The organism is Muriventricola aceti, assembly GCF_025567565.1.
Lineage (GTDB): Bacteria > Bacillota > Clostridia > Oscillospirales > Oscillospiraceae > Lawsonibacter > Lawsonibacter aceti.
Window position 1 is genome coordinate 108,720 of sequence record NZ_JAOQKF010000002.1, and the last position, 18,080, is coordinate 126,799.

The following is an 18,080-nucleotide window of genomic DNA, read 5'->3' on the forward strand; positions in this document are numbered from 1 at the left end:
CCCCCCTTATACATAGGTCTGCCGAAGCCGGGCCCGGATGGTATCTCCGTCCAGTCCAGCTGCCCGCCCGGCAAAGATGGTGCGGACTGCCGTAAACTCCAGCTCCTTGGCATAGAGGTAGCCGATGACCGTCTGCTCCCCAAAGGGGACCATACGGGCGGCGGCCAAATAGGCTGTAAGCGCATCGTCACAGGCCTTTTCAAAGGCGGTCAGAGAGCCTCCACCGGGCTGGGCTACCTTGGCCCCCAGTTGGGCGGCCTGGGCCAGGGGTCCCGACTGGAACACCTCGCCCAGTGTGTCTGCCCGGGCGGAAGCTACTGTCTGCTGAGACACATTTCCTCCTGGCAGCAGCACCCGGCGCAGGAAGTCTCCCTCTTTGCCCATTCGGGCCGCCCGGACAGCGGTCCGAAGATTGGCCACATCCACACTCAGCCGGACATAGCCCAGGAGGAAGGGGCTGCCCAGCGCCTTGGCCAGTCGTTCCATCTCCTGATAGCAGCTTCGGTCCAGAAGCAGATCGGCCTGCTGGGGATCCCGGCTCTCCCTTAGAAGGGTCCATGCTTGGGCCATAGCCCGCTGGAACTCCTCTGAACAGCCCTGGAGCTCCTCTCGCCGCCATCCCTCCAGCAGCTCTCTGGGGTCATACCGCCCACCGGCCAGTAGCAGGCGCTCTGGGTCGGCGCCCACAGCCTGGGCCTTCAGAATAACCTTGGCGTTGTGATAATCATATTTCAATTGGAATATCTCCGCCAGGCGGGGATCTGGTACCGCCCCGGCGATGTCTCGGAAGGTATCGGCCCGGGCCTGGGCAAGCACGCCCTCCAGCCCGCCTCCTCTATCCTCCGGGTAACCGCACTCGGTGAGGATCTTCATAGCCTCCCCGTTCTCCCTGGCGTCAATCATCCGGTCCATCCTCTCCCTTGTCAGCAGGCGGTTCTCCATGGCCCGGATCCTGGTAGAAATGGACAGGTAGTCTATATCCTTTATCTGGTGGGACAAAATATTCCCTCCCTTACTTGAGAGTGGAGAGTTGGGCGTGGAGAGTGAAGATCCCGCGGGAAAGGGCATTTCTCCGCTCTTCCCCCTGACTCTTCACTCTGTCCCAACTCTCAGGGGAACAGCACGCCGGCCACTTCCTTCTCCAGCTTCTCCCGCTGGAGGCGAACCAGTGTCTCAAAGGCGCAGTTTACCTCGATGTCCCCGTCCACCATGATGAAGCCACCCTTGATAGGCCGGGTCTCCTCGCTCAGGGTAAGCAGGCCGGTACCTGTAACCATGGCGGCAGTGGTGTTGACCACCTTTCCCAGGAAGGCTCCTACCTTGGATTCGGTAATCGCTTCGGGCAGTTCGGGGGCCACCCCTTTTACCAGGGCCTCGTTGGCTGCCACCACCACCTGTTTGCCCACCCGACTGCGGTCCTGGGGGGAGAAGATGAGCTGCTCCCGGCCAGTGGAAGACGCCTCCAGGGCCAGCTTGGTCAACAGCGCCACATACTCCTGCTCAGGCATGGCGCACAGCTTCTCCAGGGCCAGGTCAAATGCCTCGGCCAGCACCTCCTGCTTGGCGGCCAGCTCCAGCTTGCGCCGCTCCATCTGGGCGGCGGATTTCAGCCGCTCCAGCCGCTCGTCGGCGGTCCGGCGGCCACGGGCCAAAATCTCCTCCCGCTCTCGGTCGGCCTGGGCCTGGGCCTCCTCGCCGATGGAGCGGGCCTTTCGCTCCGTTTCCTCCAGAATGCGGGTCACTTCCGCCTCAGAGTCCTGAATGATCTTGGCCGTGATCTTTTCGATTCCTTCCATATGTTCGTCCCCTCTCGGTGGAAATTAAAGCGGCACACTCAGGGAGAACAGCATAATCATAGAGCACAGCAGGGACAAAATGGCGTAGAACTCCACGATACCGCACAGGATCAGGCCCTTGGACCAGTCATCCGGCTTCTTGGCCAGGATATTGATAGAACCGGCAGCCACGCGGCCTTGGGCGATAGCGGACAGCAGGCCGCCGATCGCCATAGGCATACAGGCGGAGAAAAATTGCAGGCCCAGTTGGACGGACATCGCCTCGCTCACCGCCAGAGCGTTGCCCATAAAGCCCATGCGGATCAGGGCCACAAAGAACACGGCCATGCCGTACAGCCCCTGGGTACCGGGGAGCAGCTGGAGCACCATGACCTTACCGGACTTGCTGGGGTCCTCGCTAAGAAGGCCGGTACCCGCTTCACCGGCGATACCGGTGCCCTTGGCGGAGCCCACGCAGCTCAATCCCACCGCAAGGCTGGCGCCCAGAAGGGCCAGGGCCAAACCGCCGAAAGATTCCAGAAAACTCATTGTTGTTTCCTCCTTATTCTCATTCTTTGACGATGTGATAGTATTTCGTCTTGAACTCCAGGGGACGGAAGGGTTTACCCCCGTCCTCGTAGTAGTATTTGAAGTACTCCAGACACTGCAGCCGCATATCGTGGACATAGCAGCCCAGCAGATTCAGAGCGAAGTTCAGGGCGTTGCCGATCATAGAGATCAGGATGAAGGTGGGCAGGAAATTGGTGATCGAGCCGAGGGTGTTGAACACCTGGGCCACCACAGCCCCCGCCAGCATCAGGGCCATCAGCCGGGAATAGGACAGGATGTCGCTGAAATAGCCGGTGATATTGTTGTATAGCGACCCGCCAATCCCCACCAGCTTGCCCACTATGCCTTTCTTCCCATAGCCCTGGGTCAACAGCAGCAGGACCACGATGGCAATGGCACAAGCCTTGATCTGTCCGGTGAGGGCGGCCACGCCGGCCAGAAGAAAGACCAGGTACCAGGCTCCCTCGCCGCACAGAGCTTCCATCACAGCCCCCCGCTTGATCTTGCGGTACATGCTAATCCCCATGCCAGTAAAGATCTGAGCCAAGCCCAACACAAGCGAGCCTACCAGTACCGCCAGGGCGTCATCTACCGGGGAGAATAGGGCGGGCAGGGCGAACTGGCCTCCAGTGGTCAGCGCCACCAGCTGTGTGAGGAAGTCGCCAAAGAAGCTTCCCGTCACCGCTCCCCAGATAAAGGTGCTCACGCCGCACAGCCCCAGCAGCGGGAACATATGCCGCATCGTCGCCCCTTCGGGCTTTGCCCGCTTCACCACCACCCAGGCAACGGCCATCATCAGCAGGCCATACCCCATGTCCGCCATCATCATCCCGTAAAACAGGATAAAGAAGGGAGCCATCAGGGGGTTGGGGTCCACCGTTCCGTAAGCGGGCAGGGAGTACATATCTGTGACCATGCTCAACGGCCGGGTCAGCCAGTTGTTTTTCAGCTTCACCGGTACATCCGGATACTCCTCCCGCACTGGATCGGCCGCCTCATAGGCACAGGGATATTTCTCCAGGGCTTTTTCCAACTGGGGCCAGTTCTCCTCCGGCACCCAGCCCTCCAGATAGAAGGTCTGGCTGGTATTCAGCAGCCTTCCCCGGGATTCCTCTCTGTCACTCTCCACCTGGGCCAAGTCAGCCAGCTGTTGAAGCTGGGGCCGGAGGTGTCCCATGGAGGCCAGTTTCTCCTCCAGTTGGGCCAACTCTTTGGCCAACTCCTCCAGCTCCCGGTCCAGCCGGACCGTGTTTTCTGCCGCCGTCCCCGTCCAATCCCGCAGATTGGCACGGGACCAGCCCAGAGCCTTCAGCGCCTCTAGGGCGCCCTCCTCCTGACTGGTGTGGCATACTAGAAGGCAGTACCGCAGCTCCCGATCCGCCGATATCTGAGTCAGCTGAACCAGCTCTCCGGCCCCCTGAACCGCCTGCTCCCCCTCCTCAAAGGGACGATTGGCGGGCAGGGTGCCCAGCTGGATCATAATCTGGTGGGTAGACTGGGTCTCCAGGGGCAGGTCCAGTTCCAGCCAGGGCGCCAAAGCGGCCTTTTGGGCCAGCAGCTTGGACTGCTCGCTGTGGATGGCAGCCATGCGGCGCTCTGCCTCGTTGACCTCTTGGGCCCCATCCAGGGCCTGTCGGGCCCGCCCTTGGTCAAAGAGCTCTCCCTCCTTTAGGTCGGGCCGGGGCTGGAGCAGTTTCCCTTTTTCCGGGGCATACCGCTTCAGCGTGGCCAGAGCTCGCTCCGCCTCTCCCCGCTCCTCCCGGGCCCGCTCCAGCCCACTGGCATCCAGCCGGGACACTTTGTCCCGCAGGTGCTGGAGCAGTTCCCGCCCAGAGGCATCTCCCTCCTCCGAGGGCTCCACCCCGGCCTCGCTGACCTCCACGCATCCCATGCGCTGGAGGGTGCGGAGGATGGTCTCCCGGTCCTCCGCCATGGCGATCAACCGCAGGCGTTTCATTTTCATGATGGCCATCAGCGATTCACAACCTTTTCTACGATTGCGCGGGCGGCCTGGTCCAGCCGGGTCCGAGCTGTCCGCTTCCACTGCTCACAGTCTAATTTGGCCTGTTCCAGTACCTTCTGGGTAGCCTTAGCCGCTTCTTCCTCTGTCTGAACCAGCATCTGACGGGCCTCATTCTCTGCTTCAGTCCGGCTATCCGCCAATAGCCGCTGGGCAGCTCGTTGCGCCACCAGCAGCTTTTGCTTGCTCTCGGCCATGGCCTCCTCCTTGCGGCGGTCGGCCTCCGCCTCGACCTGCGTCACCTTTTGGATGGCTTCCACTGCCATATCCTCACCACCTTTTCATCTTCATCCACGCTTCCTGATGAAATTATGTACCTTTTATTCTATGTGAAATCACTTAGGAATGCAAGCTTTATTTTATCTATCTTTCGTATACCTTTTTTATAATGCGGCATTTTTCGTTTTATTTCACCCTCTATCGCACATCTTTTGCGGGGTATTCCCTCTCTCTTTTGCGATAGTTTACAATTCCGTCATCTTTATTCCTGCATTTTCAGCCCCTCCCCTGAAAGGAAAACAGCCGCCAGCTGCATAACGCAGCCAGCGGCTTCTGTTTATCCCAGTTCCGGCTCCGGGAGCACACCCTGCGCTCCCGCTTCTTTCCCTTCCAGCGCAGATACGATCCGGACGATTCGACCGCCGTCCGCATTTTCGTCCAGTCCTGCCAGATATTCTCCTTCTCCCACTGTCCAAATATTTCCTTCCCATTGGTCGAGGCTGTTGAGATCCAGGCCCGTTCTCTCAAGCAGTTCCCCGTCCGCCACCAAAGAGATCCTGACATCGTATCCCTCTGTCTCCGCGTCAATCTGCTCCAGCAAGGCCAACGCCAAATCAGTCACAGCCTGCCTGTCCCCCGCCGGGCCGTCGGTAATCACATCCAGATTTCCCCGGCTGGGATAGGCCCAGCACTCCAGCACGATCTCGTCAAAGCCCAGGGCAGCCAGTTCCCCACACAGGCCGGCGACATAGGCCTGTCCTTCGGCCTTAGCCGGGTCCAGCCAGCGCAGTCCCAGCTCGTCCCTCCAGTTGCCGTAGCTGGCCCGGAGGGCCACTGCGTTATTTTGATAGGGCAGAGTATTATCCCGGAAACAGCATAGCCTGGCCACCGTGTAGACCTCGCCCTGGTTCCATGCGGTCAGGGCATCGTTGACCGACTGGTCCTGCCCGCTGACTCCGGCAGCTACGGCCAAGGGCTGCTGGGACACCCAGTTCAGCTGGCCCTCCCTGCCCTTCATCTGTAGGATCAGGGCATTAGCTCCGGCCTCCTCCATGCTTCCGACCGCGGTGCCGTCCAGCACGGCGGACAAGGGCAGTTGAAGGGCCGCCGTAAGGGCGCGCTCCGGCTCCTGCTCAGGCTCCTCCCGCCGCTCTGAATCCGAGGGTTGGATCACCACGCTGATGTCTCCAATATCGGGCTCCTCCTTCCCTGGGCGGAGGGCCTGAGGCAGTTGAAACTGAAGGCCCCGGTCCGTCTGGACAATATATTTCTGACCGAAAAATAGTCCCGCCAGCACCAAAATCACCAACACGGTCAGGACGACCGCGATCAATCTCAATATATCGGTCAGCGTTCTGCGGCCGCGATAGCCGCCAAAACCGCCCTTTTGTCGGGACATGGAGCCGTCCTCCTCTCGGGGGTAGGTGACATTTATTCCCTTTTAGGGAAAAAATACCCACTTTGTTTCTTATTATAGCAACTTTTTGTTTCTTTGACAACCGGGTTCTTTTTGTTGTTATTTGTCAGGAGGCTGGGCTTGGTCCGCCCTTTTATGCTTTTCATAAAAAGTCAGGCGGGAGGAGAGCCTTTTCTGCCTCTCCTCCCGCTCTTTAGACCGCCATGCCGCCATCCACGCCCAGGACCTGGCCCGTGACAAAGGAAGACTGCTCGGAGGCCAGAAAGAAAATTGCCCGAGCCACCTCCTCCGGATCACCAGTCCGGCACAGAGGTGTCTGATCTGCCAGAGCGTCCATATCCGCCTGGGACAGATGCCGGTTCATATCCGTTTGGATAACACCGGGGGCCACACAGTTGACCCGAATGTTGGAGGGCCCCAGTTCCTTGGCCAGAGCCTTCGTCAAACCGATGACCCCCGCCTTAGCGGCAGAATAGGGTGCCTCACAGGACGCTCCCGTGGTTCCCCACATGGAGGAAATGGTGACAATCGCGCCCTGCCGCCGCCGGACGAAGGAGGGGACGGCCCCCCGTATGGTATAAAAGACGCCGTCCAGATCTATTCCCATCAGTCGCCGCCATTCATCGCCGCTGGTATCCGTGACGAGCTGCTGGGGCAGGGCGATCCCGGCGCCGCACACCAGAGCGTCCAGAGTGGCGAGAGCTTCCTCCGCCCGAGCAGGAAGGGCAGAGGCCTGATCCGGGCAGGCCAGATCCGCGCCCAGGGCTACGGCACAGGTCCCCATCTCCCGCAGCTCCCGCACCAGCTCCAGGGCAAGGTCCTCCCGCTCGTGGTAGTGGACCGCCACCTGCCAGCCCTGTTCTCCAAAGTACCGGGCGGTGGCGGCTCCGATGCCCCGTGAGGCCCCGGTAATCAGCACAGTGTTGGCCATCTGCTCTCCTCCTGTTCGTTATCCCTCTGTCAGGCTGTTTTTGAAGTTGCCCAGTACCCGGAGATAGGAGGTGGATTGGGACAGTTCCTCCAGGGCCTCCTCCATCCCCGGTCCGGTAAGGGAGCCGGAGAACTCCATGAAAAAAAGGTACTCCCACCGCTTGTCCGGCATGGGTCTGGACTCGATCTTCATCAGGTTGAGCCCGTGGAGCAGGAACACCGTCAAAATACGCTGCAAACTTCCCACCTGGTGGGGGACGGAAAGCAGGACGGCGATCTTGTCCGCTCCGGGGCGCAGTTCCATCACCGGGGAGGTGACTACGAAGCGGGTAGTATTTCCGCTATTGTGGTTGGTGCCCCGGTACAGGATATCCAGCCCATAGAGCTCTGCCGCCCGTGCCGAGCCGATGGCGGCCTTGGTAATGTCTCCGGTCTGGGCCACATACTGGGCGCTGCCCGCCGTGTCCCCAAAAGGGATCTGTTCCCATTCCGGGTGGCGGGACAGAAAACGGTCGCTCTGGAACAGGCCCTGCTCATGGGAGTAGATCTGGGTAATGGTGTCCAGACTCGCTCCCCTAGGCGCCATCAGACAGTGCTCCACCCTAACGGTGTCCTCCCCTACGATATAGTGCTGATATTGGGTCAGCAGCTCATATACCTGGCGGATAGCGCCGGTGGAGCTGTTCTCGATGGGGAGGACAGCATAGTCCGCTTCCCCCCGATGGACAGCTTCAAAGACATCCTCAAAGCGGGCCAGCCCCTGACAGCGGGCCTCCTTCCCAAAGAAGGTGAGGGCGGCCATCTCGCTGTACGCTCCGGCTACTCCCTGATAGACCACTCTGGGCTGGGATACCGGGCAGCGGGCGGCCTCCATAGCCCGCCTGCACTGGTCGTAGCCGGTACTCCCAGATTCCGGCCCGGCCACCAGTTCCAGGCGCCGGCGGAGCAGCCGCTCTATCTCCCGGTCCAAATGGGCCAGTTCTTCTGTCTCTCTCATATCGTTTCCTCTCGTTCCTCACATCGTCAACATCAGTTGAACACGCCCTGCACCAGCACCATATACAGCACCGTCGCCCCAAAAATGGACAGCAGGTCATTCCCCTTCCACAGATGGAGGAGCACTGCCGCGGCGCTGGCCAGCAGGGCGGGGACCCAGCCCGCTGGTGTGGCAAAGGATACTCCCTTCAAACAATATACGATGAGCATGGCGATGACTGCCGGGGGTAACACCCGCCCCAGATAGAGCACCACCTTTGGAGGCTCTCCTCCCCGGTCAAACAGGAGGAAGGGTAGAGCCCTGGTCAAAAAGGTGACCACCGCCATCACCGCGATGGCGGCCAGGGCCTGTCCCGTTGTCATCGTGGTCATCGGGCCCCCTCCTCTCTCACCGCGGCAGGCCTTCTCCGCCCCTGCTCCTCCAGAGTGGGACGGAGAAGCACCAGGACGGCCACCATAATTCCCAAGGCAGGCAGCAGCATCTCCTCCGCCCCCACAGCCAGCAGGCTGACCAGAGTGGCCGCTCCGCCCAGCAGAGCAGGCAGATGGCTGCCGGCGGTCCTCCATTGGCCCACGGCGATGACCAGGAATAGGGCGGTCATGGCAAAATCCACTCCCGTGGTGTCAAAGCCCAGCGCGGCCCCCAACAGAGAGCCGATCACAGAACCCAGCACCCAGTAGCTCTGGTCCAGCAGGGCGACAGCAAAGTAGTAATCGTGCTCCTTCACCCCCTGGGGCACCTTGGCCGAACTAAGCAACGCATAGGTCTCATCCGTCAGGGAAAAAATCATATAAAGCTTCCGGCGGCCCATGCCCCGAAATTTCTCCAGCATGGACAGGCCATAGACCAGATGCCGGAAATTGACCATCAGAGTCAGAAAGGCCGTCTGGCCTAGAGTCGCCCCCGTAGCCAACAGGGAAACCCCCAAATACTGCCCAGAGCCTGCGTATATGGTCATGCTCATCAGAATGGCCCAGCCTACGCCATAGCCCTCTGACTGGAGCATCAGCCCGAAGGCCATCCCGATAGCCAGATACCCCATCAACACCGGTACCGTGGCGGGGAAAGCCGCTTTTAACGTTTTTCGGTCCATCGTCGTTAATCCACCTCGTTACGACATACTATCTTAGGTATTTTAACCGTTTTGCCCCATGGGCGCAAGCCCCAGTGTGGCACAAGAAACCTCTATTTTTGCGCCTTAATTTTATGTAAAGATTTACAACATCTCTCTTGATTTTTTCTTTTCTCTTTCTATAATAATACTACTATTAATATTAATCAGGCTGGTCCACCAAGCCCAGGCTGTTTTCCTATAAAATCTGACAGGCAAGGAGGGATCGTTTTGAAGGAAGCTCTCTTGATCTATAACCCCACATCCGGGAAAGGACAGCTGCCCGGCAGTCTTTCTCCGGTCTTAGACGTCTTTACCAAGGCTGGGTGGCTGGTCACTGTCTACCCCACCCAGTGCAAGGGGGACGCTGTCCGAGCCGCCAAAGAGCTGGGTCCCCGTTTCCAACGGGTGGTATGTGCCGGCGGCGACGGCACTTTAAGCGAAACTGTAACCGGGCTGATGGAGTTGTCCGCCCCACCCATGCTGGGATATATTCCTTCCGGCTCCACCAATGACTGCGCTACCACCCTAAATCTCCCCCGCTCCCCGATCAAAGCCGCTGCCGTCGCCGCCGGCGAAGGCGAGCCCTTTCACATTGACATTGGAAAACTCAATGGGCAGCCCTTCGTCTATGTGGCCGCCTTCGGCGCGTTTACCCATGTGGCCTACGCCACTCCCCAGGATCTGAAAAACACATTTGGCCATCTGGCCTATGTGGTAGAGGGCATTGCCTCTCTGCCCACCATCTCCCCCTACCATCTTAAAGTAGAATACGATGGTCAGGTTCTGGAGGATGACTTTTACTTCGGCATGGTGCGCAACGCCCTGTCCATCGGCGGCATCAAGCTGCCTCAACAGGACGTAGAGCTGGATGACGGACTGTTCGAGGTAGATCTGGTCAAAAAGCCGGTCAGTCTGGCCGATGTCACCGATGGCTTCCAGACTCTGTTCGCTCAGAATCCGGTGGGGGCCGGCTCCCGCATCCATTTCCAGGCTTCCCAGCTTACCTTTTCCTCTGACCAGCCCATTCCCTGGACCATTGACGGGGAGTACGGCGGCGACCAGCTGGTCAACCAGGTGGTCAACTGCCGTCAGGCTTTGACTGTTATCCGAGGGAAATAAGAAGCTGCCTCCGATTAAAAATCGGAGGCAGCTTCTTACGTTGTCAGCATTTGGAATAAAACGATCATCGGCGGCATAGTGGCGGCACACAATACCGAGGTCACCACGTTTATAGAGGAGGTGTACCGGCTCTCCGCGCTCTTATAGAGCTGGGCCATCTGGGTCAACGTAGCGGCTGCCGGACCTATCGCGCACAGCAGGCTGACCAGTAGGATCTGGTTATGTCCCCAGACCCGCTCTACTCCCCACAATAGAGTCACTACCAGCAATGGCAGAATGATCAACCTTAGGAAAACGACCCGGTATATCCCCCGCGAGGAAAAAGCGGCCTTCAAGTCTGTTTCCGCCAGCAGAACACCCACCACCACCATAGATAGGGGGCCCACACAGCTCCCCATAGAGGAAACAGCGGTACCCAACACATCAGGCAGACGGATATGTAAGAAAAACAGTGCCATGCCCATCAGTATGGCACAGAGGCAGGGGTTTTTCACCACTTTTTTCAGGGTGAGCCGGCCTTCGCCCCCCATAAGCTTCTGCCCATGGGTCCAGACTAAGAATCCCTGAAAGGCCATGTAGGAGCAGGTATAAATGACATATTCCTGCCCCAGCGTATTCAATACAATGGGAATAATCAGGTTTCCGGCGTTGCTGTATATGACCGAGGCCTTTTCTGCTGGGGTAAGCTGGCTCCCAGTCCTATCTAACAGCCAGCAGACAAGCCAAAATATTCCATGTATCAGAACCGCGATGGCCAGCGTCACTAAAAACGCCCCCAGGATATTTGGATCATAGTCTGTCTGAAAAGCATTCACCAAGGTACAGGGCAGGGCAATATAGAGCACCGCCTTGGAGAGCACCCGACTCTGGTCCCCAGTCAGGACCCCCGCTTTGGCGGCCAAAAAGCCAGCGGCGGCCATGAGCACCATGGCCAATATCTGCTCCATCAGCATCAGGCTTAGTTCCATGCTTATCCCATCTCCTCTTTTCCCTGTCCGTTTTATTCTAGGAAGTCTTTTCCCTTCCGTCAAGAGGAAATTCAAGAGGGGCGTTCCGGATATAACGACCGGAACACCCCTCTGTTTTATACATTTATTCCGACTTTAGCGCCTGTGCCAAGTCTATCTCCTGAGCGTCGCCCCACAGCCGCTCCAGGTCATAAAACTTTCGAGCTTCGTCGGTAAACACATGGACCACAACGGATGAGAAATCCATCAGCAGCCAGGTGCCGCCCCGGTGTCCCTCAATGTGGTGGACCTGCTCGCCATTTTTCTCCATGGCCTCCTCACAGGCGTCTGACATCGCTTTCACCTGGGTGCTGGAGGTGGCGGTACACAGCACGAAGTAATCCGCCAGCGTGGTCAGCTCCTCGGTCTTGAGCACCTTGATATCCTGCCCCTTTTTCCCGTCCAGGGCCTTGGCCAGCGCGATGGCCATCTCATAAGAAGTCAATCTTCTTTCCCCTTTCTGCTTATATATTGTTGCTTGAAGCCGCTGTCTCCCCTTCTATGAAGGCCTGATATCCTGGGAGGGCGGCGGTTCCTCCTCCGTCTCCTGACTGGTGGAACCGCTCCCCGGGTCGGGGAGCACGTCGTCCGGGTCGATGGTCACGATGGGCGGCGTATCAGTACCCGTTTCCCCCTCTTCGTCAGGGGGCTGGCCGGTACTGCCATTTCCTCCTTCTCCCTGAGAAGAGTCACCTTCCTGACCGATCCCTGTTTCCTCACCAAGGTTCTCGGCCCCTCCGCTGGGTTCCTCCACCGGGGGAACATCAGGCGTTTCTTCCTCTTCTGTGGGCTCCTTCTCTTCCTCCTGAGGCTTCTGCGCCACTACAGGCTTGGCCATTCTAGAGTCCAACAGTGTACCGTTGGTCACACCGTAGCCCCCTCCACTCTTCTTATACATCAGCTGAAGGTCGCTGGACTGGATCTCCCCCACATAGGGATTGAGGCCGTCGTTGAGCAAGGGCAGCAGCTCCTTCTCATTGGCCAGCACCAGAGATGCCCCGTCATAGCTGACGCCTGTCCATGGCAGGGAGACAAACGTCACGTTCTCTTCTACGTTCATCCCAATGGCCAGTTGGGCAAAGGCCAGAATATTGCCCACACTTAAATCGGTAGACACGTTTTCAGTGAATATCTGGGCCAGCGTCGGCAGCTTGAGGAGAATATCCGGCTGGAGGCACTCCTTGATCACCGCTGTGAGGAAGTCCCGCTGGATAGCGGTCCGGCCGCTGTCCCCCAGGGCGTGGGTGCCATCGTTGTTCTTGCGGAAGCGGATAACCTCCATGGCGTCCTGGCCGTTCAACAGGCGGTACCCTGCCTCCTGGTGGATGTGCAGGTCCTGGCCAGGGGTTGGGTCGTCATAGTCCATATCAAAGGGCACCTCGAAATAGACTCCGCCAATGGCGTCCACCAGTTCCCCGACAGCCTCCCACTCCACCAGGACATAGAAGTCCGGGTAGATTCCAGTAAGGTGGCTCACCTCCTGCTTCAAGGCGGTCATTCCCTTTTCCACCCGCTCCTTCTCTGGCAGGTCGCTGGACCCCCGATTCCGGGTGTACACCACATTGAGCCGCTTCTGTGCGCCCCTTGTGGCGCTGGTGTTGATCATCGTGTCCCGGAGCAGGCTGATGGCATCGATAGTCTTATTCTTAGTGTCATAGGTCGCCAGCAGCATTGTGTCTGTGGAATTGCTCACCTGGTCTAAGCCAGCTACCAGGAAGGTATACACTCCCTCTCTTCGGCCGCTCATGGCCACCTGGGGCAGTTCCGCCCCGTCATAACTCAAATCAGAGGTGTCTCCCTGAGTCTGTCCTCCTGTGGTCTGGCCGGGCAGGTCCGACGTGTCGGGCAGCTTGATCCAGGCGCTTAGAATCAGATAGCCCACAATGATCAGGATGGAGAGGAACACCGCGGTCTGTAAGGCGCGGTAGCGGATCTTCTCTCCCCGGCTCATCCCATGGACCCAAGCCCGGTACCGCGCCCAATATTCCCCCAAGGAAGCGCGCTCGGTCTGGACCTGTCGTTTTCCGTGTCTTCTGGTGTGTTCGCTCATTCGGTTCCTTCCTCTATCGTTACTCCGTGGGACCTCAGCCAGTCCCGGGCCTTGAACGTCCTGCTGTGGACAGGCAGCTTTCTCTCTTCCATCTCCTGAATGGTAGTCTCCACCCCCAGGAGAAGGGCCCTGTCCAGATCCTGATAGGCCAGCGACCGCAGGCGCTCCACCCCTTCAAAATCCCGGTTGGGCTCTATGTAATCAGCCACATACAGGATCTTTTCCAGTGTCGTCATGTTTTCCTTGGCTGTCGTATGCCAGAAGATGGCCGAGTACACCTCATCAGGTTCCCCAAAAACCGCCTTGGCGATACACGCCCCGGTCTTGGAGTGAAGCAGTTTGACCGCTGACCGCTCCAGCTCGTCCAGCGCGACCCCGTATTTCTCACACAGGGCCAACTGCTCCTCCAGGTTTAAATACTTGGTGCAGTCATGTAAGATGCCTGCCCGTCGGGCCAGCGTCTGGTCGGCCCCCCAGCGCCGTGCCAGACGGACCGCCTCCTCCTCAGTGCCGCGGATGTGGGCCACCCGCTTCTGTCGGACCATGGAGCAGGAGCAAGCCCGCAGCTCTGGAATGTCCAGATGTTTCAGGTCGGCGTGGGTACCATAGAGCCCATTCATCAGAATGTGCCCATAGACAGCGGGGAGTAGGTACTCTCTCCCCTCCCCCTGGCCCAGCAGCTTCCGCAGGCGGGTGGAGGAGATGTCAACCAGACCGGGCAGAGTGATGGTGGTCACTTTTGCGCCATATCTCTCACAGAGGAAGTCCCGCTGTGGGGCAAAGAGCTCCTCCCCGTCCTGTTCAGTACGGCCAAAGGCGCACACCCCGGCCAGTCTCAAAATGGAATCGGGATCATGCCACAGGTGGAGCGTCAGGAACATATCCGTTCCCATGAGCAGCCACAGCTCCGCCTCCGGATACTGACGATGGAGCTCCTCCAGCGTGTCAGAGGTGTAGCTCTTGCCCTCCCGCTCCAGCTCCAGTGTGGACACCTGGACCACCTTGGGCCGCAGCAGCGCGTCCGCCATTTTCTCCGCCATGGACAGACGGTGCTCCGGCGGGGGCGTACCCTCGGGCAGGACCTTGTGGGGCGGGATCGCCGCCGGGATCAGCAGCAGCCGGTCCAGGCCAAGCACCTCAATGGCCGTCTTTGCCGCGGCCAGGTGTCCCAGATGGGGGGGATTGAAGGTCCCGCCGTAGATTCCGATCTTCATGCCAGACACCTCTCTCACTTTTATCAGGGTGGACGGCCCCAAAAAGGGGCAGCCCCGCTTTGTCAAATTCGGCCGAAGGATGGGGCTGAAGCTCGGCCCACAGCCCATCGCCGCCCAGAACACGCCAAGCGTCAGCGGCTGGCAGGAATAAAATTGATTACCTCTGTTTCTTGTCCGTCACCAGCACGATTCTGTCCTTTTTCTCTTTATTATGGCTTGGACGATAGAGAACAAATTTTGTTCCGATGACCTGGACGACCTCGCTCCGGGTCAGGGGGGCCAACTGCTCGGCTGCCTCCCGGGGGGAGAGCATGGAGTTTTCCAGCACACGGCCCTTGATAAGCTCCCGGGCCTCCAGGGCGTCGTTGGCCTGCTTCACCAGGTTGTCCCCAATGCCGTCCTTGCCCACGATGAGGATGGTATCGATGCCGTTGGCCAGCCCCCGCAGCTGGGCCCGCTGCTTGCTTGTCAGTTCTGCCATATTATGTTATGATCTCCTATCTTTTGATTTCTGTCATTTGGACAGGTACTCCTTCAGTTTGACCTGAAATGCCTCCAGTGCCTTTCCCCGGTGGGAGATGGCATTCTTCTCCTCGGCGGTAAGCTGGGCAAAGGTCTTTTTCAGCGTGGGAACGAAAAACACCGGATCATAGCCGAAGCCGCCCTCCCCCATGGGGGCGAAGGCGATGGTGCCGGGGCACTCTCCCCGTGCGGAAATCACATCTCCGTTGGGGAAACAGCAGGTGATGACGCTGACAAAGCGAGCTGTCCGGGGCATCTGCCCCCTCATGTTCTCCAACAGCAGGCGGTATCGCTGAATGTCGTCCAGTCCCTCGCCCCCATAACGGGCAGAGTACACGCCGGGCGCCCCACCCAGCGCATCCACACACAGGCCGGAGTCGTCGGCGATGGCGGGCAGGCCGCTGGCCTCCATAACAGCCCTGGCCTTGAGCAGAGAGTTCTCCTCAAAGGTAGTTCCAGTCTCCTCCACCTCCACATCCACCCCCGCCTCAGCCTCGGAGCAGACCTCGATTCCAAGCTGGGACAGGATATCGTTCATCTCTGCCAGCTTCTTTTTATTTTTGCTGGCCAGCACCAGTTTCATGTCCTTCCCTCCCGTCTTTTATAGCCCCAATATCTCTTTTTGAAGGGCCTGGAGCCGCAGGATGCCCTTCTCACACAGCTCCACCAGCTGCCGCTGCTCATCCAGGGTAAAGGGACGCTCCTCCCCAGTTCCCTGGATCTCGATGAGGCGGCCCTGGTCGTCCATAACGCAGTTCAGATCCACCATAGCGGAGGAATCCTCTTCATAGCACAGATCCAGCAGGGGCACATCATCCACGATACCGGCGGACACGGCGGCCACATAGCCGCTGACGGGGTACTCCGCCAGCTGACCGGCCTCTATCATTTTTCGGAAGGCCAGCATCATAGCCACAAAGCCCCCAGTAATGGAGGCGGTGCGGGTGCCCCCATCCCCCTGGAGCACGTCGCAGTCGATGGTGATGTTCCAGGGGCCCAGCTTTTTCATGTCCACTACCGAGCGCAGGGCCCGGCCGATGAGCCGCTGGATCTCGGCGGAGCGGCCGTTCAGCTTCAGCTTGGAGATGTCCCGGCGGGACCGCTCCCGGTTGGCACGTGGGAGCATGGAGTATTCGGCGGTCACCCAGCCCTCCCCCTCGGGGACGTGGCGGGGCGGCCGGTCCTCCACGCTGGCGGTGCACAGCACATGGGTGTTGCCGCAGCGGATGAGGCAGGAGCCCTCGGCAAATTTGTTGATATTAGGGATGATCTCCACCGGGCGGAGCTCATCGTTTTTTCTTCCATCGATTCGGGACATGGTAATTTCTTCCTCTCACGTTTTTTCTTTATTGTACCACAGGTCAGGCCAGAAATGTTTGGATAGTGTGTAAATTGATCTCTTAAATTTTCTTAATCCACCAGCCAAAACAGGACGGCGGTAAGCAGCATGGCGCCCAGGACGCCCAGTCCAATCAGATTCTCCCAGCTCTGCTTGGGCGTGACCCCCTCGCCCCACAGGCACATATCTTTCCAGGTGAACCCATCACGCTTCCACGCGGCGATAAACCCAAACCCAAACAACGCGCCAAACAGGCTCCAGTTAAACTCCATCTTCCCGCCCCCCAGTATCTGGCTCCTATCTCAAATCAGTGCCTGGGCAAAGTCTGCGGCGTTAAAGGGCTTCAAGTCGTCTACACTCTCGCCCACACCGGCGTACTTGACCGGCACGCCCAGCTCCCTGGCGATGGCGATGGCGATGCCCCCCTTGGCGGTGCCGTCCAGCTTGGTGAGGACGATGCCCGTGATACCGGCGGCCTCCTGAAACTGCTTGGCCTGGATCAGACCGTTCTGACCGGTGGTGGCATCCAGCACCAGCAAAGTCTCTCGGGCGCATCCGGGCAGCTCCCGGTCAATGACCCGGGAAATCTTGTTCAGCTCGTTCATCAGGTTCTGCTTGTTGTGCAGCCGCCCGGCGGTGTCCACAAGCACCACGTCGCTCTTCCTGGCCTTGGCGGCACTCATAGCGTCAAAGACTACGGCGGCGGGGTCGGCCCCCTCGTGCTGCTTGATGATATCCACCCCAGCCCGGTCGGACCAGATGGTCAGCTGCTCGGCGGCGGCGGCCCGGAAGGTATCCGCGGCGCAGAAGAGGACCTTCTTTCCCTCCTTTCGGAGCTGATGGCCGATCTTGCCGATGGTGGTAGTCTTACCCACCCCATTCACTCCAATAAACAGTACCACAGAGGGGGTGGTGGACAGGTCCAGAGCCGCACCCCCGGTGTTCATGGCCTCAGCGATGATCTGGACCATGGCGGAGCGGGCCTCCTCCATGGTCTTGATCCGCTCCTCCCGCACCCGGCGGCGCAGCGCCTCCACCAGCTCCAAGGTCACGTCCATCCCGGTATCGGCCAGGATGAGGGACTCCTCCAGCTCGTCGTAGAAGTCGTCCGTCAGCTCCGAGCCGAAACTGGCAAAAATGTTGATTTTTTTCAGTTTATCAAAAAAGCCCATGGGCAATTCGTTCCTTTCTTAAAACAGCTTGTCATTCTCTTCTCCGCAGAAGGGGCACTTGCAGCTGTCCAGGTCATAGCGGCCTCCGCACCTGGAACATTTTACCTGGGCTATGGACTGTCCGGCCACCCGCTTGTCCCGGTCCTTTTCTCCCCGGTAAAATTCCAGTTTCCCGCAGTCCGGGCAGCAGTAAACATCCACATCCAGCCCACTGCTGGGCTGATAGTGTGCATCTCCCCACTGCCACCCAATTTGGCCCATAAACAGGTGTTCCCTCTTGATGCGGCTCATGCTCCGGCCGCATCGCAGGCACTTCAGCTTTCTCATATCACCGCTCTATCTTCTCCCCGCACCAGGGACAGAACTGCCCCCAACGGAAGCTGTCGTGGAGCGTTTCTCCGCAGAACGGGCAGAAAGCCGGGGCGTCTGTTTCCATCTGCTCTGTCACCCCCTGACTCTGCGCCAGGTCCGGATTCAGCCGCTCCGGTGGGACCGCCGCCCCCAGCCAGGCGAATATCAGCTTGACAGCGATAAACAGCACTATAATCAAGACGATACCGCCCACAATGGGTATCCAGGTATTTTTCTGATTGTCGTTTTCTTTCACGGTATACC

23 protein-coding genes are annotated in these 18,080 nt (G+C 59.1%); 2 read left to right on the forward strand and 21 right to left on the reverse strand.

Annotation, left to right across the window (positions count from 1 at the left end; all coding sequences use genetic code 11):
• Window positions 1–6: 6 nt before the first annotated feature.
• The 10 genes from OCV64_RS02595 to OCV64_RS02640 form a co-directional block, all read right to left on the reverse strand.
• Window positions 7–999 (reverse strand): V-type ATPase subunit, encoded by a 993-nt coding sequence (locus tag OCV64_RS02595; protein WP_262669221.1) that lies wholly within the window; start codon window positions 997–999, stop codon window positions 7–9.
• 110 nt (window positions 1,000–1,109) lie between these two features.
• Window positions 1,110–1,796 carry a V-type ATP synthase subunit E gene (locus OCV64_RS02600; RefSeq protein WP_147570703.1) on the reverse strand — a complete coding sequence of 229 codons (687 nt, stop codon included), beginning with the start codon at window positions 1,794–1,796 and terminating at the stop codon, window positions 1,110–1,112.
• Window positions 1,797–1,820: 24 nt separating this feature from the next.
• Window positions 1,821–2,324: a V-type ATP synthase subunit K gene (locus tag OCV64_RS02605; RefSeq protein WP_147570704.1), complete on the reverse strand. Its 504-nt coding sequence runs from the start codon at window positions 2,322–2,324 to the stop codon at window positions 1,821–1,823.
• 19 nt (window positions 2,325–2,343) lie between these two features.
• Entirely contained in the window at window positions 2,344–4,317 is a 1,974-nt protein-coding gene (locus OCV64_RS02610; RefSeq protein ID WP_240287102.1) for a V-type ATP synthase subunit I, read from the reverse strand.
• On the reverse strand, window positions 4,317–4,631 hold the full coding sequence (locus OCV64_RS02615; RefSeq protein WP_147570706.1) for a hypothetical protein: 315 nt from the start codon (window positions 4,629–4,631) through the stop codon (window positions 4,317–4,319). Before OCV64_RS02615 ends, OCV64_RS02610 begins: the two co-directional genes overlap by 1 nt.
• 290 nt (window positions 4,632–4,921) lie before the next feature.
• Window positions 4,922–5,983, reverse strand: a complete 1,062-nt coding sequence (locus tag OCV64_RS02620) for a putative glycoside hydrolase (RefSeq protein WP_262669224.1) — start codon at window positions 5,981–5,983, stop codon at window positions 4,922–4,924.
• A gap of 211 nt (window positions 5,984–6,194) precedes the next feature.
• Complete coding sequence (gene ymfI / locus OCV64_RS02625) at window positions 6,195–6,932, reverse strand: elongation factor P 5-aminopentanone reductase (RefSeq protein WP_262669225.1); 738 nt, start codon at window positions 6,930–6,932, stop codon at window positions 6,195–6,197.
• 18 nt (window positions 6,933–6,950) lie between these two features.
• Window positions 6,951–7,928: a prephenate dehydratase gene (locus OCV64_RS02630; RefSeq protein ID WP_262669227.1), complete on the reverse strand. Its 978-nt coding sequence runs from the start codon at window positions 7,926–7,928 to the stop codon at window positions 6,951–6,953.
• Window positions 7,929–7,960: 32 nt separating this feature from the next.
• Window positions 7,961–8,299, reverse strand: coding sequence for a branched-chain amino acid transporter permease (locus OCV64_RS02635; protein ID WP_240287093.1), 339 nt, complete (start codon window positions 8,297–8,299; stop codon window positions 7,961–7,963).
• A complete protein-coding gene (locus OCV64_RS02640; protein WP_147570710.1) occupies window positions 8,296–9,021 on the reverse strand; it encodes an AzlC family ABC transporter permease in 726 nt (241 codons plus the stop codon). Before OCV64_RS02640 ends, OCV64_RS02635 begins: the two co-directional genes overlap by 4 nt.
• 249 nt (window positions 9,022–9,270) lie before the next feature.
• Here OCV64_RS02640 and OCV64_RS02645 point away from each other — a divergent pair, with 249 nt between their 5' ends.
• Complete coding sequence (locus tag OCV64_RS02645; protein WP_262669228.1) at window positions 9,271–10,161, forward strand: diacylglycerol/lipid kinase family protein; 891 nt, start codon at window positions 9,271–9,273, stop codon at window positions 10,159–10,161.
• A gap of 35 nt (window positions 10,162–10,196) precedes the next feature.
• On the opposite strand, the gene OCV64_RS02650 is transcribed toward OCV64_RS02645, so the two are convergent.
• The 4 genes from OCV64_RS02650 to nadD all read right to left on the reverse strand — a co-directional run bounded on the left by OCV64_RS02650 (window position 10,197) and on the right by nadD (window position 14,432).
• Window positions 10,197–11,129: an AEC family transporter gene (locus tag OCV64_RS02650; RefSeq protein WP_262669229.1), complete on the reverse strand. Its 933-nt coding sequence runs from the start codon at window positions 11,127–11,129 to the stop codon at window positions 10,197–10,199.
• 124 nt (window positions 11,130–11,253) lie between these two features.
• Window positions 11,254–11,613, reverse strand: a complete 360-nt coding sequence (rsfS, locus tag OCV64_RS02655; protein ID WP_147570713.1) for a ribosome silencing factor — start codon at window positions 11,611–11,613, stop codon at window positions 11,254–11,256.
• Between the two features lie 54 nt (window positions 11,614–11,667).
• Window positions 11,668–13,218 carry an LCP family protein gene (locus OCV64_RS02660; protein WP_262669231.1) on the reverse strand — a complete coding sequence of 517 codons (1,551 nt, stop codon included), beginning with the start codon at window positions 13,216–13,218 and terminating at the stop codon, window positions 11,668–11,670.
• Window positions 13,215–14,432, reverse strand: a complete 1,218-nt coding sequence (gene nadD, locus OCV64_RS02665; protein WP_262669233.1) for a nicotinate (nicotinamide) nucleotide adenylyltransferase — start codon at window positions 14,430–14,432, stop codon at window positions 13,215–13,217. Before nadD ends, OCV64_RS02660 begins: the two co-directional genes overlap by 4 nt.
• On the opposite strand from nadD, the gene OCV64_RS02670 reads away from it, so the two are divergent.
• Complete coding sequence (locus OCV64_RS02670) at window positions 14,431–14,583, forward strand: hypothetical protein (protein ID WP_262669235.1); 153 nt, start codon at window positions 14,431–14,433, stop codon at window positions 14,581–14,583. The genes nadD and OCV64_RS02670 overlap by 2 nt on opposite strands.
• A gap of 6 nt (window positions 14,584–14,589) precedes the next feature.
• Here OCV64_RS02670 and OCV64_RS02675 read toward each other — a convergent pair whose 3' ends face one another.
• The 7 genes from OCV64_RS02675 to OCV64_RS02705 all read right to left on the reverse strand — a co-directional run bounded on the left by OCV64_RS02675 (window position 14,590) and on the right by OCV64_RS02705 (window position 18,072).
• On the reverse strand, window positions 14,590–14,913 hold the full coding sequence (locus tag OCV64_RS02675; protein ID WP_186852739.1) for a YhbY family RNA-binding protein: 324 nt from the start codon (window positions 14,911–14,913) through the stop codon (window positions 14,590–14,592).
• A 33-nt stretch (window positions 14,914–14,946) separates the two neighbouring features.
• Window positions 14,947–15,537, reverse strand: coding sequence for an XTP/dITP diphosphatase (locus tag OCV64_RS02680; protein WP_262669236.1), 591 nt, complete (start codon window positions 15,535–15,537; stop codon window positions 14,947–14,949).
• Between the two features lie 18 nt (window positions 15,538–15,555).
• The gene (gene rph, locus OCV64_RS02685; RefSeq protein ID WP_147570718.1) at window positions 15,556–16,272 is read right to left on the reverse strand and encodes a ribonuclease PH; all 717 of its coding nucleotides are present in this window, start codon (window positions 16,270–16,272) and stop codon (window positions 15,556–15,558) included.
• 92 nt (window positions 16,273–16,364) lie between these two features.
• Entirely contained in the window at window positions 16,365–16,565 is a 201-nt protein-coding gene (locus tag OCV64_RS02690; RefSeq protein WP_262669237.1) for a hypothetical protein, read from the reverse strand.
• Between the two features lie 30 nt (window positions 16,566–16,595).
• Complete coding sequence (gene ftsY / locus OCV64_RS02695; protein WP_240287079.1) at window positions 16,596–17,465, reverse strand: signal recognition particle-docking protein FtsY; 870 nt, start codon at window positions 17,463–17,465, stop codon at window positions 16,596–16,598.
• A gap of 18 nt (window positions 17,466–17,483) precedes the next feature.
• Window positions 17,484–17,792 (reverse strand): hypothetical protein, encoded by a 309-nt coding sequence (locus tag OCV64_RS02700; protein ID WP_262669238.1) that lies wholly within the window; start codon window positions 17,790–17,792, stop codon window positions 17,484–17,486.
• A gap of 1 nt (window position 17,793) precedes the next feature.
• Complete coding sequence (locus OCV64_RS02705; RefSeq protein ID WP_147570722.1) at window positions 17,794–18,072, reverse strand: hypothetical protein; 279 nt, start codon at window positions 18,070–18,072, stop codon at window positions 17,794–17,796.
• Window positions 18,073–18,080 lie beyond the last annotated feature (8 nt).

What these genes read in the sequence shown, in the direction of transcription:
- OCV64_RS02600 (WP_147570703.1), bottom strand. Translation starts at nt 1,796, where the DNA reads ATGGAAGGAATCGAAAAGATCACGGCCAAGATCATTCAGGACTCTGAG.
- OCV64_RS02635 (WP_240287093.1), bottom strand. Translation starts at nt 8,299, where the DNA reads ATGACCACGATGACAACGGGACAGGCCCTGGCCGCCATCGCGGTGATG.
- OCV64_RS02640 (WP_147570710.1), bottom strand. Translation starts at nt 9,021, where the DNA reads ATGGACCGAAAAACGTTAAAAGCGGCTTTCCCCGCCACGGTACCGGTG.
- OCV64_RS02690 (WP_262669237.1), bottom strand. Translation starts at nt 16,565, where the DNA reads ATGGAGTTTAACTGGAGCCTGTTTGGCGCGTTGTTTGGGTTTGGGTTT.
- OCV64_RS02670 (WP_262669235.1), top strand. Translation starts at nt 14,431, where the DNA reads ATGCCAGACACCTCTCTCACTTTTATCAGGGTGGACGGCCCCAAAAAG.
- OCV64_RS02605 (WP_147570704.1), bottom strand. Translation starts at nt 2,324, where the DNA reads ATGAGTTTTCTGGAATCTTTCGGCGGTTTGGCCCTGGCCCTTCTGGGC.
- ftsY (WP_240287079.1), bottom strand. Translation starts at nt 17,465, where the DNA reads ATGGGCTTTTTTGATAAACTGAAAAAAATCAACATTTTTGCCAGTTTC.
- OCV64_RS02630 (WP_262669227.1), bottom strand. Translation starts at nt 7,928, where the DNA reads ATGAGAGAGACAGAAGAACTGGCCCATTTGGACCGGGAGATAGAGCGG.
- OCV64_RS02680 (WP_262669236.1), bottom strand. Translation starts at nt 15,537, where the DNA reads ATGAAACTGGTGCTGGCCAGCAAAAATAAAAAGAAGCTGGCAGAGATG.
- OCV64_RS02610 (WP_240287102.1), bottom strand. Translation starts at nt 4,317, where the DNA reads ATGGCCATCATGAAAATGAAACGCCTGCGGTTGATCGCCATGGCGGAG.
- OCV64_RS02675 (WP_186852739.1), bottom strand. Translation starts at nt 14,913, where the DNA reads ATGGCAGAACTGACAAGCAAGCAGCGGGCCCAGCTGCGGGGGCTGGCC.
- rph (WP_147570718.1), bottom strand. Translation starts at nt 16,272, where the DNA reads ATGTCCCGAATCGATGGAAGAAAAAACGATGAGCTCCGCCCGGTGGAG.
- OCV64_RS02700 (WP_262669238.1), bottom strand. Translation starts at nt 17,792, where the DNA reads ATGAGAAAGCTGAAGTGCCTGCGATGCGGCCGGAGCATGAGCCGCATC.
- OCV64_RS02650 (WP_262669229.1), bottom strand. Translation starts at nt 11,129, where the DNA reads ATGGAACTAAGCCTGATGCTGATGGAGCAGATATTGGCCATGGTGCTC.
- OCV64_RS02660 (WP_262669231.1), bottom strand. Translation starts at nt 13,218, where the DNA reads ATGAGCGAACACACCAGAAGACACGGAAAACGACAGGTCCAGACCGAG.
- OCV64_RS02620 (WP_262669224.1), bottom strand. Translation starts at nt 5,983, where the DNA reads ATGTCCCGACAAAAGGGCGGTTTTGGCGGCTATCGCGGCCGCAGAACG.
- nadD (WP_262669233.1), bottom strand. Translation starts at nt 14,432, where the DNA reads ATGAAGATCGGAATCTACGGCGGGACCTTCAATCCCCCCCATCTGGGA.
- ymfI (WP_262669225.1), bottom strand. Translation starts at nt 6,932, where the DNA reads ATGGCCAACACTGTGCTGATTACCGGGGCCTCACGGGGCATCGGAGCC.
- OCV64_RS02615 (WP_147570706.1), bottom strand. Translation starts at nt 4,631, where the DNA reads ATGGCAGTGGAAGCCATCCAAAAGGTGACGCAGGTCGAGGCGGAGGCC.